The organism is Candidatus Pelagibacter sp. (genome assembly GCF_052046145.1).
Lineage (GTDB): Bacteria > Pseudomonadota > Alphaproteobacteria > Pelagibacterales > Pelagibacteraceae > Pelagibacter.
In genome coordinates, this window is the sequence record NZ_JBNGZR010000001.1 from 727,386 (window position 1) to 741,786 (window position 14,401).

Here is a 14,401-nt window from a genome sequence, read left to right on the forward strand (position 1 = left end):
TAGTATAAAATTTAATGAATAAAATTATAGTAGAAGTATCGGTTGGTGAGCTTTTAGACAAAATTTCAATCTTAGAAATTAAAAAAGAAAAAATTAAAGACCCTGAAAAACTAAAATTCATATCGAATGAACATTCGATTCTTAAAGATCAATTAGAAAAAAATGTTAAATCTGACGATAAACTAAATAAATTATTCCAAGATTTAAAAGAAATTAATGCCAAACTTTGGGTAATAGAGGACGATAAAAGAGATTGCGAAAATAATAAGGACTTTGGTGATAAATTTATAAAATTATCAAGAGATGTTCATTTTTTAAATGATGACCGAGCAAAAATTAAATTAGAAATGAATAATCACACTGGATCAATTATCAAAGAGATTAAAGAATATACTAGCTACTAAAAACTTTAGGAAACCAATCATCTCTCATTAAATCTCCTGTTTTTAAATTTATCCCATCAAATGGAGGTGAGGTTGGCCCTCCTCTATCAATATATTTTACATCATCTCCTATAAATCGCATCGAAAATGCTCTTCGTGATTTAGAAGAATTATTTCCTGTTGAACCATGTACGGTTTTAAAATTAAACAAAACAGCATCCCCTAAACTTAATTCCGGAATTAAAATATTTTTTTCAAATTCTTTTGAAGGAGGTAAATCCATAAAAGCACTATCGTCATCATACCAAGATTGGTTATTTGACCATTTTGTGGGTCGAATTAACTTTGACCATTTGTGAGAACCTAAAATTAATTTTAGATTATTTTTATGATCAACCTCATCTAATGGAATCCAAAAACTTCCAGTATCATTGCCATCAACACAATAATAAGGCATATCTTGATGCCAAGGTGTTTCTTTGCGTGTACCTGGATCCTTTATAAAAATATGTTCATGAAAAATTTTAGTAGATTTAGAATTAGTTGCCTCTGCTACTATTTGAGCTCCAGGTGAATTATATAAACAATCCTTAAATTCTTCTATCCTCTCCCAGTTACAATAATCCTCAAAAAATCTTCCATTATCTTCGGTTACATTTTCTCTTCCATGCTTACTTGGCCTATCTAAAACTTTTTGAAATCCTTTCCTAAGTGGCTCAATCCAATCTTTAAATATATCCTTAATTATTATTGCACCATAATTTTGATAATCTATAATTTGTCTATTGCTTAAATATTTTTTCACTAAAATATTAAAAATTATTTCATAATTGTTGGAATTTTTTTCTTTAACTTTGAGGACTCTTTAGGATCAATTTCTGCATAAATTATCCCTTTTCCCTTTTTTTTTAATTTTATTATTTTTCCATCAGGCGAAACTATAACAGAATGACCAAAAGTTTCTCTTTTATTTGTATTTTTGCCGGTTTGGTTTGGAGCAAAAATAAAACAAAAATTTTCAATTGCTCTTGCTGTGAGAAGCTGTAACCAATGTTTTTTTCCTGTAATCTTTGTAAATGCTGATGGTACAGTAATAAAATTAAGATTATTCATCGATAATCTTCTATAAAGTTCAGGAAATCTTAAATCAAAACATATTGTAAAACCTAATTTTCCCCATGGTGTAGTTGTTAATGCAAGTTTTTTTCCTGCTTTGTAAATTTTACTTTCGTTGTGGATTTCCTTAGCTGAGACTTTTACGTCAAACATATTAATTTTATCATAATATTTCTGAATCTTTCCATGATTATTAATTAAAATTGATCTATTTCTAAGTTTTTTTCCTGCTTTGATCGGCAAAGAACCAATCATAATCCATTTTTTTTTATTTTTTGCTATTTTCTTTACATCTTTAATTAGAGGATCGCTTTTCATTTCATAAGAAAATTTAAATAGTTTTTTTTTATCGTCTGAAATTATTGATGATGTTTCTGGAGTGATTATAAAGTCAGATTTTTTTGAAATAGCAATATTTATATACTTTAATATTTCTTTACAATTTTTGTTATAATCATCTGTGCTGGATAGTTGGATACAAGCTACTTTCATTTTTTTAGAAACTATATTTTTTTTCAAGAAACTTTATTAAATTATGTATTATAAAAGTCATGAATAGATAAATACTACCAGCAACAATAAATACTTCAATTGGTTTAAAAGTTGTTGAAATAATATATTTTGCTACACCAGTCAAATCCATTAGTGTTACTGTACTGGCTAAAGATGTTCCTTTCATCATTAATATTATTTCATTTCCATATGCAGGTAATGATTGTCGAATGGCGATTGGAATTTGGATTTTATAAAAGATAATTTTATTTGATATTCCCAAGCTTTTTCCAGCCTCAATAATTCCTGGTTTTATTGTTTGAAATGCTGATCTTAAAATTTCTGAAGTATATGCCCCAGTATTTAAAGTAAATGCTATTATTGCACACCAATAAGGTTCTTTTAAAATTACCCATAGAAATGTTGTTCTTAAATATTCAATCTGTCCTAAACCAAAATAAATTATGAAAATCTGGACCAGTAATGGTGTTCCTCTAAATATATATGAATAGCCATAAGCAAATTTATAAATAAATATATTTTTATTTAATCTTAAAATTGCAAAGAAAAGACCTAGGAATAATCCAAAAAATAATGATGCAGATAATAATTTTAAAGTAACAACTGTAGCACCTAAAAGTTTAGGAAAACTAGTGATCATTAAATCAAAATCCATTAATACCCCCTGCTATACCTAACTTCTAACTTGTTAATTAATTTCATACTCACGTAAGTAAGTAAAAGATATAAAACTGCTGCAAATGAATAGAAGAATAGTGGATCTCTAGTAGATCCTGCTGCAATATAAGATTGTCTCATTATTTCAACCAATCCTGTTACTGAAATAAGAGAAGTATCTTTTAAAGTTATTTGCCAAACATTGCTTAAATTTGGAATAGCTAGTCTTAACATCTGAGGAAGTATTATTTTATAAAATTGCCCAAACTTATTTATTCCAAGAACCTTTGCAGCTTCAAATTGACCTTTATCTATAGATTGTATGGCGCCTCTAAATACTTCTGTTGAATATGCTCCAGAAATAATACCAATAGCCATTGAACCAGTTATAAAAGCGTTAATTTCTATGTATTCATAATAACCAAAAATAGAAGCTACATACATGATGGCTCCACTGCCCCCAAAAAAGAAAAGGTATATTACTAATAGTTCAGGTACTCCACGTATAACTGTGGTGTAAAAATTACCAACTAAATTTAAAGTTTTGTATTTTGAAAGTTTTAAAGGAGTAAAGATTAATGCAAAAAAGAATCCAACCAACATTGCTGTAATTGATACAGCTATTGTCATTAAGGTTGCGTAAAATAACTCATCCCCCCAACCTGTTTTACCAAATACGAGAAGTTCCATATAGATTGGCGACTATATATTATAGTCGCCAGATCTGAAATGAATTACATAGAAGCGTCGAAACCAAAGTGTTTAATAGCAAGTTTACTAATAATTCCTTGTTTTCTAGCTTTGTTAATTGCTTTGTTGAAGTCTTTTAAGATTTTGGCATCTCTTTTTCCAATAGCACTATCGCTAGCTTGTCTGATACCAACACCTACACCATTACCAAATGCACCACCTGAAAAAGTTGGCCCAACTAATACAACTGGTTTACCTGATTTATCTGCATAATCTGTAAATGCAACTGCTGCAGCCAAAGCAACATCACATCTTCCAGAAGTTAGATCTAGGTTAACTTCATCTTGAGTTTTATAAGTTCTTACATTTACACTTCCTACATCACCAGACTCTAAAAAGTTTTGGTGAATTGTTCCTGTTTGAGTACAAACAGTTTTACCAGCAAGTGCTCCTGTTAAAGTTTTAAGAGCTTTTTTAACATCAGATCCACCTAACGATAAATTAATACCTTCTGGCGTATCCATGCCCTCTAGGCTTGAACCTTTCATTACCGCAAGAGAGGCTACTTCATCAGCATAACCTTGTGAAAACGTAATTGTTTTTTGTCTTTCAGCAGTAATTGACATTCCAGCCATTATTGCATCAAACTTTCTCATCACTAGAGCTGGTATCATGCCGTCCCAATCTTGTTCAACAATTGTGCACTCATACTTCATAATTGCACAAAGTTCTTGAGCAAGCTCGACTTCAAAACCTATTAGATTACCTGATGCATCTTTTGAATTCCATGGAGGGTAAGCGCCTTCAGTTCCAATTTTTATTTTTTCAGCAGAAACATTTCCAATGATAAATAAATAAGCAAGAACTGTTAAAATAGTTTTTTTGAATATATTCATTATTTTCTCCTTTAATTTAAGAAGAATTATTTCACAGATTTTAATAATAAAAAAGTAAAATTAATGATTAATTGATGAAGAAAAATTCCAAGAACAATCAAAGCTTGGTATGTAAACTCTTGCTAATTTCGCGTTTCCAAAATTTTTGTTAAAAACATTCAGCCAATTTTCAACCTGTTGTGGTTTTTTATCCTGACTCCCTACTTGAGCTGTAATTACTCCCTTCGGTTTTAATATTCTGACTAAAGAATCCATATTTTTTGCAGCTAAATCTATACAAAATTGATCGTCATTTAGATCAACAAAAATATGATCATAACTATCATCACTTACTGATTTAATACTTTCAAAAGCATCACCCCATACACATTTCACTGAATTTTTTTCTGTTGCTTTTTTTCCAATATCTCCAAGATGTTTATTGCAAACATCGACTACTTCAGGATCAAGCTCATACCAATCGATAAAGTTAAAATTTTTTGAAATGCATTCTCGTGCAACTCCTCCATCTCCTCCACCAATAATTGCCGCTCTTTCATTGTCTTTATTTAAATCTAAACCAGAGCCTACAAAGGTTGAGCTATATAAATGTTCATCAGTGGATGCCACTTGTATTTCACCATCTATAAATAAAGACTTACCAAATTGTTCTAATTCTAAAATCTCAATATGTTGACCTACTTTAGATTTAAAATCTTCTAAAACATTATTTACTACATATGATTTTTGTAATCCTGGTGAGCTATAGATATCATGATAAAGAGATTTTGTATCTCTATTAAATTCTTTTTTAACTATTCTTATGTGTTCAAATTCATTTTTTATTATATCAATAGCAACCGATGGACTAACTTTTCCACATGTAAAAAAGTCAAAACTTATAATTCCTTTTTCGGGGAATGTGTGAAAACTAATGTGACTTTCAGCCAACAAAGCGAGAATTGTAAATCCTTGGGGTTCAAATTTATATTTTGAAATATTTAAAATTGTTACTTTTGCAGCTTTTGCAATATCATTAATTACTTTTTCAAATACAGATGGATCATACTCTTTAGTTGTTCCAATGATGTCTAGAGTAATATGCTCCCCAACTTTAGTCATATAACTAACTACTTTTATAATTTTTAACTTTTTCTAAGATTTTTTTCATTTCAGCTAATGAAAGATTCTTAGGCTCACCCATCTTTAAAGCAATAATATATTGATAGCAAATATTTTCTACCTCTTGAGCAAGCTCGAACGCTTTAGATAAATTTTCTCCAAATGCAACCTGTCCATGGTTCGACATAAGACATGCCTTTCTATCTTTTAGGGCTTTAATCATATTCATCGAAAGTTCATGGGTACCAAAAGTTGCATATTCAGAGCATCTAATATTTTCACCGCCTGCAAGAGCAATCATGTAATGAAATGGTGGAATAGATTTTCCATGAGTAGACACTGCTGTAGCATGAGGTGAATGAGCATGGACAATTGCTTTTGCTTCCCACTTGTTTTTATAAATATCTTGGTGAAAACGCCATTCTGATGATGGATTTTTTCCAGAATTAAACCAAGATAAGAAGTCTTTTTCCTCAGTTAAAGATAAAAAAACAATATCTTCTGGTTTTAAAGACTCATACTTCTTTCCAGATGGAGTTATAAAAAAACCCTCAATACCATCTTCAATTCCTCTCACAGAAATATTTCCTGATCTCAAAGGAGATAAATTAGTTGTATTCAATTTAATTGAATACTCAATTACCTCTTCTCTTTCTTTTAAATTTTTCATCTAAATAATTTGCTTAATCCATCGAAAGAAGCTTCAGAAATCCCTCTTTCAGTAATTAATCCTGTTACATATTTTGCAGGTGTTACATCAAAAGCTAAATTCATAGCTTTACTTTTAGTTGGGTATATCAAAACTTTTTTAATCTTATTATTCTCATCTATGCCTTCAACATGAGATAATTCCTCTGAATTTCTTTCTTCAATGGGAATATCATTTGCATTTTTGATGTCCCAATCAATTGTTGAGCTTGGAAGAGCCACATAAAAAGGAACTTTATTATCATGAGCAGCTAATGCTTTAAGATAAGTTCCAATTTTATTGCAAACATCTCCATTGGATAAAGTTCTATCAGTTCCTACAATACACATATCAACTTCACCCCTTTGCATTAAAATACCCCCTGTATTATCAGCGATAATAGTATTGGGGATTTCCTCTTCGTTTAATTCGTATGAAGTTAAGTTTGCACCTTGATTTCTTGGCCTTGTTTCATCTACCCATACATGAACTGGTATTCCTTTTTTATGTGCATGGTAAATTGGCGATGTTGCTGTACCCCAATTAATAGTTGCTAACCAACCAGCATTACAATGTGTTAATATGTTTACTGTATCTTTTTTTTTATTATAAATTTCTTCAATTATTTTTAATCCATTAATACCAATATTTTCACAAAATTTTTCATCTTCATCACATATTTCTTTTGCCTCATTTAAAGCTATACTTAATATTTGATCACTGTTAATTCCTGCCAATTTTTTTATCATTCGGTCTACAGCCCACTTTAAATTAATAGCAGTAGGTCTTGATTGAATTAATTCTTTTGCATTTTTTTTTATAAATTCTGGATCTTTATTTTCTTGAACTGCCAAAGCTAGACCATAAGCAGCTGTTCCTCCAATTAGAGGCGCACCTCTTACCTCCATTACTTTAATTGCATTTATTGCATCATTTACAGTTTTAAGTTCTTTAATTACAAATTGATGAGGAAGTTTTGTTTGATCAATAATCTTAACAACATTATGCTCAAACCAAATAGTTCTATACTCTTTTCCCTCTATTCTCATTTATTTAAAACTCTTCCTGCTACAGTTTTTAATTTCTCTATAGTCTTTTTTGTTCTTTTTTCTGGAGCAGTGATAATTGCTACATCTAAACAATTATTTGTGGGATCATTTGGATCAACATAACTCTCAAAATTATCAATCAAATTTTTAATCATAATTTTTGCTTTTTCTGCGTTTCCCAATAAAACTTTAATAACTTGCTGAACATCAACATTTTCATGATCTGGATGCCAGCAATCAAAATCTGTAACCATTGAGACAGATGCATATCTAATTTCTGCTTCTCTTGCTAATTTTGCCTCAGGCATATTTGTCATTCCAATTATATCTGCATTCCAAGATCTATATAAATTAGACTCTGCTAATGTAGAAAATTGAGGACCTTCCATAACAACATATGTTCCATTTCTTTGATAATCTATATTTGATTTTTTAATTGCCTCTTCGCATGCATTCATTAAACCATTTGAAGTTGGATGTGCCATTGATACATGAGCTACTATCTCGTCATCAAAAAAAGTTTTTTTTCTTGCAAAAGTTCTGTCAATAAATTGATCTACAATCACAAATTTTCCCGGAGGTAAATTTTCTTTAAGAGAACCAACTGCTGACACTGAAACTATATCTGTTACACCTAACTGCTTAAGTGCATCTATATTTGCTCTAAAATTTATATTTGAAGGAGAAACAAAATGTCCTCTTCCGTGTCTTGGTAAAAAATAAACTTCCTTGTTATTATATTTAGTTTTTAGAATCTGATCAGAGGTTTTTCCCCAGGGTGTTTGCAAATCAAGTAACTCTCTTTCTTTGAATTCCTCAACATCATAAAGACCACTGCCACCAATTATTGCTAATTTATTTGTTGTCATAATTAAAAAACTAATTATTTATACTTTTATATTTTACTATTATGAATTTAAAAAATTATATTAGATCTATACCTGATTATCCAAAAAAAGGCATTTTATTTAGAGATATAACTACCTTAATTAAAGATGAAAATGCATTTGCAGAAACAATTAATCAAATTATTGAAAGATCAAAAAAGTATAATTTTACAAAAATAGCTGCTATTGAGTCTAGAGGTTTTGTGTTTGCTTCGGCTGTTTCGTATGTTCTTAAAAAACCGTTTATTATGCTTAGAAAAAAAAATAAGTTACCAGCAGATGTTCATTCTGTGGATTTCGAACTTGAATATGGAACAGCAACAATAGAAGTGCATAAAGATTCTATAAATGAAAAAGATGAAGTTTTAATAATAGATGATCTTATTGCAACTGGAGGTACGGCTGAAGCAGCAGCAAAATTAGTTGAAATTTCAAAAGGTAAAGTTGCAGCATTTGTATTTGTAATAAACCTCTTTGATCTAGGTGGATCAGATAATTTATTAAAAAGTAATTACAAAGTTGAGAATTTAATTGAATTTCCAGGACATTAGAAAGTAAAAAACTTATCCACAGGCCATATAATGTTTGAAATTAATTTTTATGATTATAACTTAACTACCGATGAGAATTGAAGAAGAGCTAAAGTTAGATTATTCAGATGTACTTTTTAGACCCAAAAGAAGTACCTTAAAAAGCCGTAAAGACGTAAATCTTTTAAGAACATACAGATTCAAATATAGCAAAAATGAATGGTCAGGTATTCCAATAATGGCAGCAAATATGGATGGGGTTGGAGAACTGAGTGTTGCTGAAAAATTAAATGAATATGGAATGATCACATCATTAACCAAACAACATGACGTTAAAAAAATTAAACAAAATAAAAATATAAAAAAAATATATCCTAATATTGCACTAAGCGTTGGTATAAAAAAAGAGGATTTTCAAAATTTAGATAAAGTATTAAAAGAATTTAGTTTTTTTAAATTTATTTGTATTGATGTTGCAAACGGATATACAGAACATTTTACTAATTTCATTAAATCTGTAAGAGATAAATACCCAACTAAAACAATAATTGCAGGTAATGTTGTAACAGCAGATATGACACAAGAATTAGTTCTAAGTGGAGCAGATATTATTAAAGTTGGAATAGGACCTGGAAGTGTTTGTACAACAAGAATTCAAACCGGAGTTGGCTACCCTCAATTAAGTGCAGTAATCGAATGTGCTGATGCGGCTCATGGACTTGGTGCACATGTAATAGCAGACGGTGGATGCACTTGCCCTGGTGATGTGGCTAAAGGTTTTGGAGGTGGTGCTGATTTTGTAATGCTTGGAGGTATGCTTGCGGGACATGATGAAGGAAATGGTAAAATCGTAAAAGTAAATGGAGAAAAATATATAGAGTTTTATGGATCTAGTTCTGAAGTTGCTAATAAAAAACACTATGGCGGACTATCAGATTATCGAAGTAGTGAAGGAAGAAAAGTAAGAGTAAAATATAGAGGTAAAATAAACGATACTATTTTAAATATTCTTGGCGGTATAAGAAGTAGCTGTACTTATGTTGGTGCTCCTTCACTTAAACAATTAAGCAAATGCACAACTTTTGTTAGAGTATCAAATCAGTTTAATGATAGTTTAATTAAATAATTTATTTTTCAAACTTAAAATCTTTAATATTTGTAGTTTCATATTTCTCAAAAGGCATATGTATCCAAGGAGAATCTTTTAAGTAATCTACAGAATAATCAGGTTTAAATTTTGAAGTTGATTTATGCCATAAAACTGCAGTTTTAATTTTTTCATCAAAATAAAAACCATAAAAATGTTCTAACCATTTAATACTTTTTATTAAAGTTTTTCCAGTATCAGCTAAATCATCAACTAATAAAACATGCGATCCCAAATTTGGAGTAGTTTTTGCTAAATCTCTTGAAAAAGTGAACTGTCCTTGTTGATTTTTAATGTCGTCACTATCACCATGGTAAGACTCAACAGATAAGATGGCTAGTGGGACATTAAAAAGTCTACTAAAAATATCTCCAACCCTTAATCCACCTTTTGCAATACAAATTATTTGATTAAACTTTAAATGATCATTATGAATTTTTTTAGCTAATTGCTCTATCTTTTTATGATAATCTTCCCAAGTTATATAAATATCTTTCATAGTTTTTGGTAGCGGGAAGTGGGATCGAACCACTGACCTCGGGCTTATGAGTCCCGCGCTCTAACCAACTGAGCTACCCCGCCTTAATTGATAAATGGTTTATAATATAAATCTTTAATGTTTCAATAAACTTTTTTAAATCAGATTCTAAACTAAATAATAAAATAAATAGCTAATGAGCTAACTAAACCAGCTAAAATAATTGAAAAAACAATTCTTTTTTTTAAAATTCTTTTTTGGTCTAATCGAACTCTGTTTAGTAAAATATTTACATTAGTAGTTTTAATTTTATCTACCTCAAAATCTTTATTTTTAGCAATATAACTTTTAAATAGTGATGTGTCTTTATCGTTTTTTTTCACAGTTTATTTAACCAGCTAATCTACTTAAATACAATAAAATTAAAATTAACTAAATTTTTCTAAAATCTTTTGTATTTAGTGGTTTTGAAAGAATTTCGATCGGATATTTGATCTTCTCTACTTCTATGAACAAATTTTTATCTTTAAGCGTATCTATTGTATTTCCTGAATTAACATAGCCAAATGATAAATTTTTATCATAGCAGAATGAATAATTTCCTGAAGTGGTTCTTCCAATGATTTTATCATCTAAATAGATAGGTTCCTCGTGTAACAACAAAGGTTCACCGGGTTTACTATCCTTTAAAGTAAACATCATCATTCTTTTATCTAGTGGCTTATCTTTGATCTTTAATAAAGCATCTTTACCTATAAATTTAACATTTTTTTTATAACTAATAGTAAAATTTAAACCTGCTTGATACTGATTTTCTTCTGGTGAAATATCATGGCCCCAATGTAAAAAACCACTTTCCATTCTCATTATATCCATTGCATGCATACCACAATGAGACAAGTCAAAGTTTTTGCCTTCACTAGTTAAAATTTTATATAAATCTACAGCATCTTCACTTTTTACATATAATTCAAAACCAAGTTCACCTACATAAGATATTCTTTGTGCCCAAACTTTAATATCATTGATATTTATATTTTTACCTGTACCAAATTTAAAATTTTCTGATGTAAAGTCATCACTACTTATCTTTTGAATCATATTTCTACTTTTAGGACCAAACAAACCAAGACAACAGATGGTTTCAGTTACATCTATAAATTCAACTTCATAAGACAAATATTTTAAAATATGAAACTTATCTCTTTCTCTAGTTGCTGCTGAACTAACTATTCTAAAATGATTTTTATCAATACAGACAACTGTTACATCTGTTTCAATACCACCATCCTCATTTAGCATGTGTGTATAAGTAGATTTGCCAATTTCATTTTTAATGTTAGCTGTACAAATTTTTTGTAAATCACTATGAACTTTCTCACCTTTTAAATCAAATTTTGAAAAAGTTGAAAAATCAAAAAGCCCAACATTTTTTCTAGAGTTTATTGTTTCGTATTTTACCGATGGATACCAATTTTGATAGTTAAAACTATATTCATACTCTGATTTTTCTCCTTTTAAGGAATACCACATAGGTCTTTCAAACCCACCTACTACACCAAAACATGCACCTGCTTTTTTCAATTCATCATGATAAGGTAATAATTTTTCATTTCTTGAAGTTGAATGCTGTTTAAAAGGCCAATGCATACTATATAAATCTCCTAATGTTTCAGTAACCCTATCCATAATAAATTTTTTTGATGAGTGAAACTTTTGAAATCTTTTTATATCTAGAGAAAATAAATCTTCATTTATATGACCATTAATCATCCATTCTGCGGTTACTCTTCCTGCTCCTCCAGAGCTTGCTATTCCAATACTATTAAAACCACAACATGTATAAAGGTTTTTAACTTCTGGTGTTTCTCCAAGTAAATATTGAGTATCAGGTGTAAACGACTCGGGTCCTGAAAAAAATTTTCTTATACCTGCGTTTTCTAACATTGGAAGTCTATGAAAAGATTTTTCAAGGTAAGGCTCGAAATGATCAAAATCGTCAGGAAATTCTCCAAATGAAAAATCATTAGGAACCCTGCCGCTATCTTTAAAAGCAGGTTTTGCATTAGGTTCAAAAATTCCTACTAACATTTTTCCAGCATCTTCTTTTAAATATAAACAAGCATTGTAATCCCTTAAGACTGGTAAATCTTTAGGGAGATCTTTCATTGGTTCTGTAATTATGTAGAAGTGCTCATTAGGATACAATGGAACACTAACACCAATATCTTCTCCAATTTGTCTAGACCACATTCCTGTGGCTAAAACCACATATTCACAATCAATTTTTCCATGAGCAGTTTCAACACCACATATTCTTTTATTTTTAATTAAAATTTTTTTTACTGGTGATTTCTCAAATATTTGAACACCTAACATTTTAGCTGCTTTAACCAATACATTGGTAACTCCAACTGGATCTGCCTGACCATCTTTCGGCATATAAACACCTCCAATAAGATCCTCATTTTTTACGACTGGATACAATTCTTTTATTCTTTTTTTGCTTAATACTTCTACTTCAACATTAGATAATTGCGCAGTTGTGGCTTGTCTTAATAATTCCTGCATTCTTTCTTGAGATGAAGCTACTGTAATTGCTCCATTTTGTTTAAGGCCTGTAGATAGTCCTGTTGTTATTTCTAATTCTTTATAAAGGTCTAAGGAATATTTTCTTAATTTAGTTATTGTGGAAGATGCACCTAATTGTCCTATTAATCCTGCAGCATGCCAAGTTGTACCCGATGTTAATTGATCTCTTTCTAGTAAAACTACATCTTTCCAACCAAATTTAGCTAAATGGTATGCACAAGAGGCACCAGCAACACCTCCACCAATAACTACAACTTTACAAGAAGCTGGATTTTTTTTAATAAGAGACATTTTTGACTTTTCCGTTGATTACAATTTTAATTAATTTAAATGCATAAATTAATCTTAAGCCAAAAGTTATTGGATTAAACAAAAATCTTACTAGCCATCCAATATAATTTTTATCAATAAAATCATTTATGTGAGCCTGATCTTTAGTAAAAAATGAAATTGCAGCGCCAGTACATATTATTTTACATCTAAATTTCAAATTTTTTTTCAAATAAAGACCTAATACCTCTTGTGTACCCCCTCCAATATTTATCAAAATAATTTTTGGTCTATTTTTTTTTAATAGTTTTAATAATTTTAAATCTTTTAAATTATTTGGATTATAAATTGGAGCTATGTAGTTATTTATATTTTTAGATTTTACTCCAGTATTTTTAATCAATTTTTTATTATTATTTGAAAATTTAATTTTTGGGTCTATTAAAAAGATACTTGTATTTTTTTTTGTGCTCAAATATTTCAAAAAAAATTTAAAAAAAGTATAACCTGAAAATCTATGACACTTTATATTCTTAAAAATTCTCAACAAAATAACGAAAAAACTGCTATCAAAAAAAACATAATCTGCTTGTTTTAGTGAATTATAATAATTAATTTGTTTCTTAATACTTGCTAATCCAGGAGCAGATGGAAAAAGGAAAAGTCCATTTTTTTTGAGAATTTCAGGTAAATCATTTAAAGTGATATTAATAAATCTGATTTTTTCAAAAATAATTTTATTCATTTAGATTTGGGATTAACTAAAACAATATACTCATGATTGAATCAGACAACAACCAAAACTTATCTTTTAAGTAAAAATTTACAATTTTGAAAATTAAATACTTTGTTCTTTTATCAATTCTTTTATTTGTTTAATCATTATTTTTGGCGACCGCATTGCTGGATAAATATCTTGAGCTTGCTCATAACTTTTAATTGCTTTTTCATAATTCTTAAGTTGAATATTTACTAAACCCTGTCCTGCTAAAGCTCCAAAGTGTCTTTGTTCTAAGGCTAATACTTGATCTATATCATCTTGTGACTTTTGAAATTCTCCTAACATATAAAGTACAGTTGCCCTTTTATTCCAAGCCTCAGCCCAACTTTGATCAAGATTAATAACTTCAGTAAAAATATCTTTTGCTTTTATATAGTTTTGATCTCTCACAAATTGAGAACCCTCCTCTAATCTTGCAGTAAGTTTTTCATCTGTTGGATGGGTGCTCCATAAAGCCCAAATTTCTTGTTCAATTATAAGAGCTACTTTCGATTTATTTGCTTTTAACTCATTAAACAATTGGTTCAGTCTAGTATCCCTTTCATTTGCTAAAGAGCTAACCTGTGAAAATAAATAAACCAAAATTACAAAGAATAATTTCTTCATGTTTAGATATTATCAAA

General features: G+C 29.4%; 17 protein-coding genes and 1 tRNA gene. 3 read left to right on the forward strand and 15 right to left on the reverse strand.

The window, feature by feature from the left end:
• The first annotated feature begins 14 nt into the window (after positions 1 to 14).
• The gene (locus ACTT88_RS03925) at positions 15 to 404 is read left to right on the forward strand and encodes a DUF6165 family protein (protein ID WP_440908020.1); all 390 of its coding nucleotides are present in this window, start codon (positions 15 to 17) and stop codon (positions 402 to 404) included.
• Here ACTT88_RS03925 and ACTT88_RS03930 read toward each other — a convergent pair.
• From ACTT88_RS03930 to ACTT88_RS03970, 9 genes are read right to left on the reverse strand one after another with little or no spacing between them, the layout of a single operon-like run.
• The gene (locus ACTT88_RS03930) at positions 394 to 1,188 is read right to left on the reverse strand and encodes a phytanoyl-CoA dioxygenase family protein (protein ID WP_440908021.1); all 795 of its coding nucleotides are present in this window, start codon (positions 1,186 to 1,188) and stop codon (positions 394 to 396) included. The genes ACTT88_RS03925 and ACTT88_RS03930 overlap by 11 nt on opposite strands.
• A 14-nt stretch (positions 1,189 to 1,202) precedes the next feature.
• Complete coding sequence (locus tag ACTT88_RS03935; protein WP_440908022.1) at positions 1,203 to 2,018, reverse strand: nitrilase-related carbon-nitrogen hydrolase; 816 nt, start codon at positions 2,016 to 2,018, stop codon at positions 1,203 to 1,205.
• Entirely contained in the window at positions 1,996 to 2,667 is a 672-nt protein-coding gene (locus ACTT88_RS03940; RefSeq protein WP_440908023.1) for an ABC transporter permease, read from the reverse strand. The genes ACTT88_RS03935 and ACTT88_RS03940 overlap by 23 nt, the downstream gene beginning before the upstream one ends.
• Entirely contained in the window at positions 2,667 to 3,359 is a 693-nt protein-coding gene (locus ACTT88_RS03945; protein WP_440908024.1) for an ABC transporter permease, read from the reverse strand. Before ACTT88_RS03945 ends, ACTT88_RS03940 begins: the two co-directional genes overlap by 1 nt.
• Positions 3,360 to 3,403: 44 nt before the next feature.
• On the reverse strand, positions 3,404 to 4,255 hold the full coding sequence (locus ACTT88_RS03950; protein ID WP_440908025.1) for a transporter substrate-binding domain-containing protein: 852 nt from the start codon (positions 4,253 to 4,255) through the stop codon (positions 3,404 to 3,406).
• Between the two features lie 60 nt (positions 4,256 to 4,315).
• Positions 4,316 to 5,356, reverse strand: a complete 1,041-nt coding sequence (gene speD, locus ACTT88_RS03955; protein ID WP_440908026.1) for an adenosylmethionine decarboxylase — start codon at positions 5,354 to 5,356, stop codon at positions 4,316 to 4,318.
• A 4-nt stretch (positions 5,357 to 5,360) separates the two neighbouring features.
• Complete coding sequence (locus ACTT88_RS03960) at positions 5,361 to 6,026, reverse strand: class II aldolase/adducin family protein (protein WP_440908027.1); 666 nt, start codon at positions 6,024 to 6,026, stop codon at positions 5,361 to 5,363.
• Positions 6,023 to 7,093, reverse strand: a complete 1,071-nt coding sequence (mtnA, locus tag ACTT88_RS03965; RefSeq protein ID WP_440908028.1) for an S-methyl-5-thioribose-1-phosphate isomerase — start codon at positions 7,091 to 7,093, stop codon at positions 6,023 to 6,025. The genes ACTT88_RS03960 and mtnA overlap by 4 nt, the downstream gene beginning before the upstream one ends.
• On the reverse strand, positions 7,090 to 7,962 hold the full coding sequence (locus ACTT88_RS03970; RefSeq protein WP_440908029.1) for an S-methyl-5'-thioadenosine phosphorylase: 873 nt from the start codon (positions 7,960 to 7,962) through the stop codon (positions 7,090 to 7,092). Before ACTT88_RS03970 ends, mtnA begins: the two co-directional genes overlap by 4 nt.
• Positions 7,963 to 8,003: 41 nt before the next feature.
• Here ACTT88_RS03970 and ACTT88_RS03975 point away from each other — a divergent pair, with 41 nt between their 5' ends.
• Positions 8,004 to 8,531, forward strand: coding sequence for an adenine phosphoribosyltransferase (locus tag ACTT88_RS03975; protein WP_440908030.1), 528 nt, complete (start codon positions 8,004 to 8,006; stop codon positions 8,529 to 8,531).
• Positions 8,532 to 8,601: 70 nt separating this feature from the next.
• Positions 8,602 to 9,636, forward strand: a complete 1,035-nt coding sequence (locus ACTT88_RS03980; protein WP_440908031.1) for a GMP reductase — start codon at positions 8,602 to 8,604, stop codon at positions 9,634 to 9,636.
• A 1-nt stretch (position 9,637) separates the two neighbouring features.
• Here ACTT88_RS03980 and ACTT88_RS03985 read toward each other — a convergent pair whose 3' ends face one another.
• From ACTT88_RS03985 to ACTT88_RS04010, 6 genes are all read right to left on the reverse strand, one after another.
• Positions 9,638 to 10,156 (reverse strand): phosphoribosyltransferase, encoded by a 519-nt coding sequence (locus tag ACTT88_RS03985; protein ID WP_440908032.1) that lies wholly within the window; start codon positions 10,154 to 10,156, stop codon positions 9,638 to 9,640.
• Positions 10,157 to 10,162: 6 nt separating this feature from the next.
• A tRNA-Met gene (locus ACTT88_RS03990) sits at positions 10,163 to 10,239 on the reverse strand.
• Positions 10,240 to 10,308: 69 nt separating this feature from the next.
• Positions 10,309 to 10,518, reverse strand: a complete 210-nt coding sequence (locus ACTT88_RS03995) for a hypothetical protein (protein WP_440908033.1) — start codon at positions 10,516 to 10,518, stop codon at positions 10,309 to 10,311.
• A 49-nt stretch (positions 10,519 to 10,567) separates the two neighbouring features.
• On the reverse strand, positions 10,568 to 13,018 hold the full coding sequence (locus ACTT88_RS04000) for a GcvT family protein (RefSeq protein WP_440908034.1): 2,451 nt from the start codon (positions 13,016 to 13,018) through the stop codon (positions 10,568 to 10,570).
• On the reverse strand, positions 13,005 to 13,742 hold the full coding sequence (locus ACTT88_RS04005) for a WecB/TagA/CpsF family glycosyltransferase (RefSeq protein WP_440908035.1): 738 nt from the start codon (positions 13,740 to 13,742) through the stop codon (positions 13,005 to 13,007). The genes ACTT88_RS04000 and ACTT88_RS04005 overlap by 14 nt, the downstream gene beginning before the upstream one ends.
• 93 nt (positions 13,743 to 13,835) lie before the next feature.
• The gene (locus tag ACTT88_RS04010; RefSeq protein WP_440908036.1) at positions 13,836 to 14,384 is read right to left on the reverse strand and encodes a tetratricopeptide repeat protein; all 549 of its coding nucleotides are present in this window, start codon (positions 14,382 to 14,384) and stop codon (positions 13,836 to 13,838) included.
• Positions 14,385 to 14,401 lie beyond the last annotated feature (17 nt).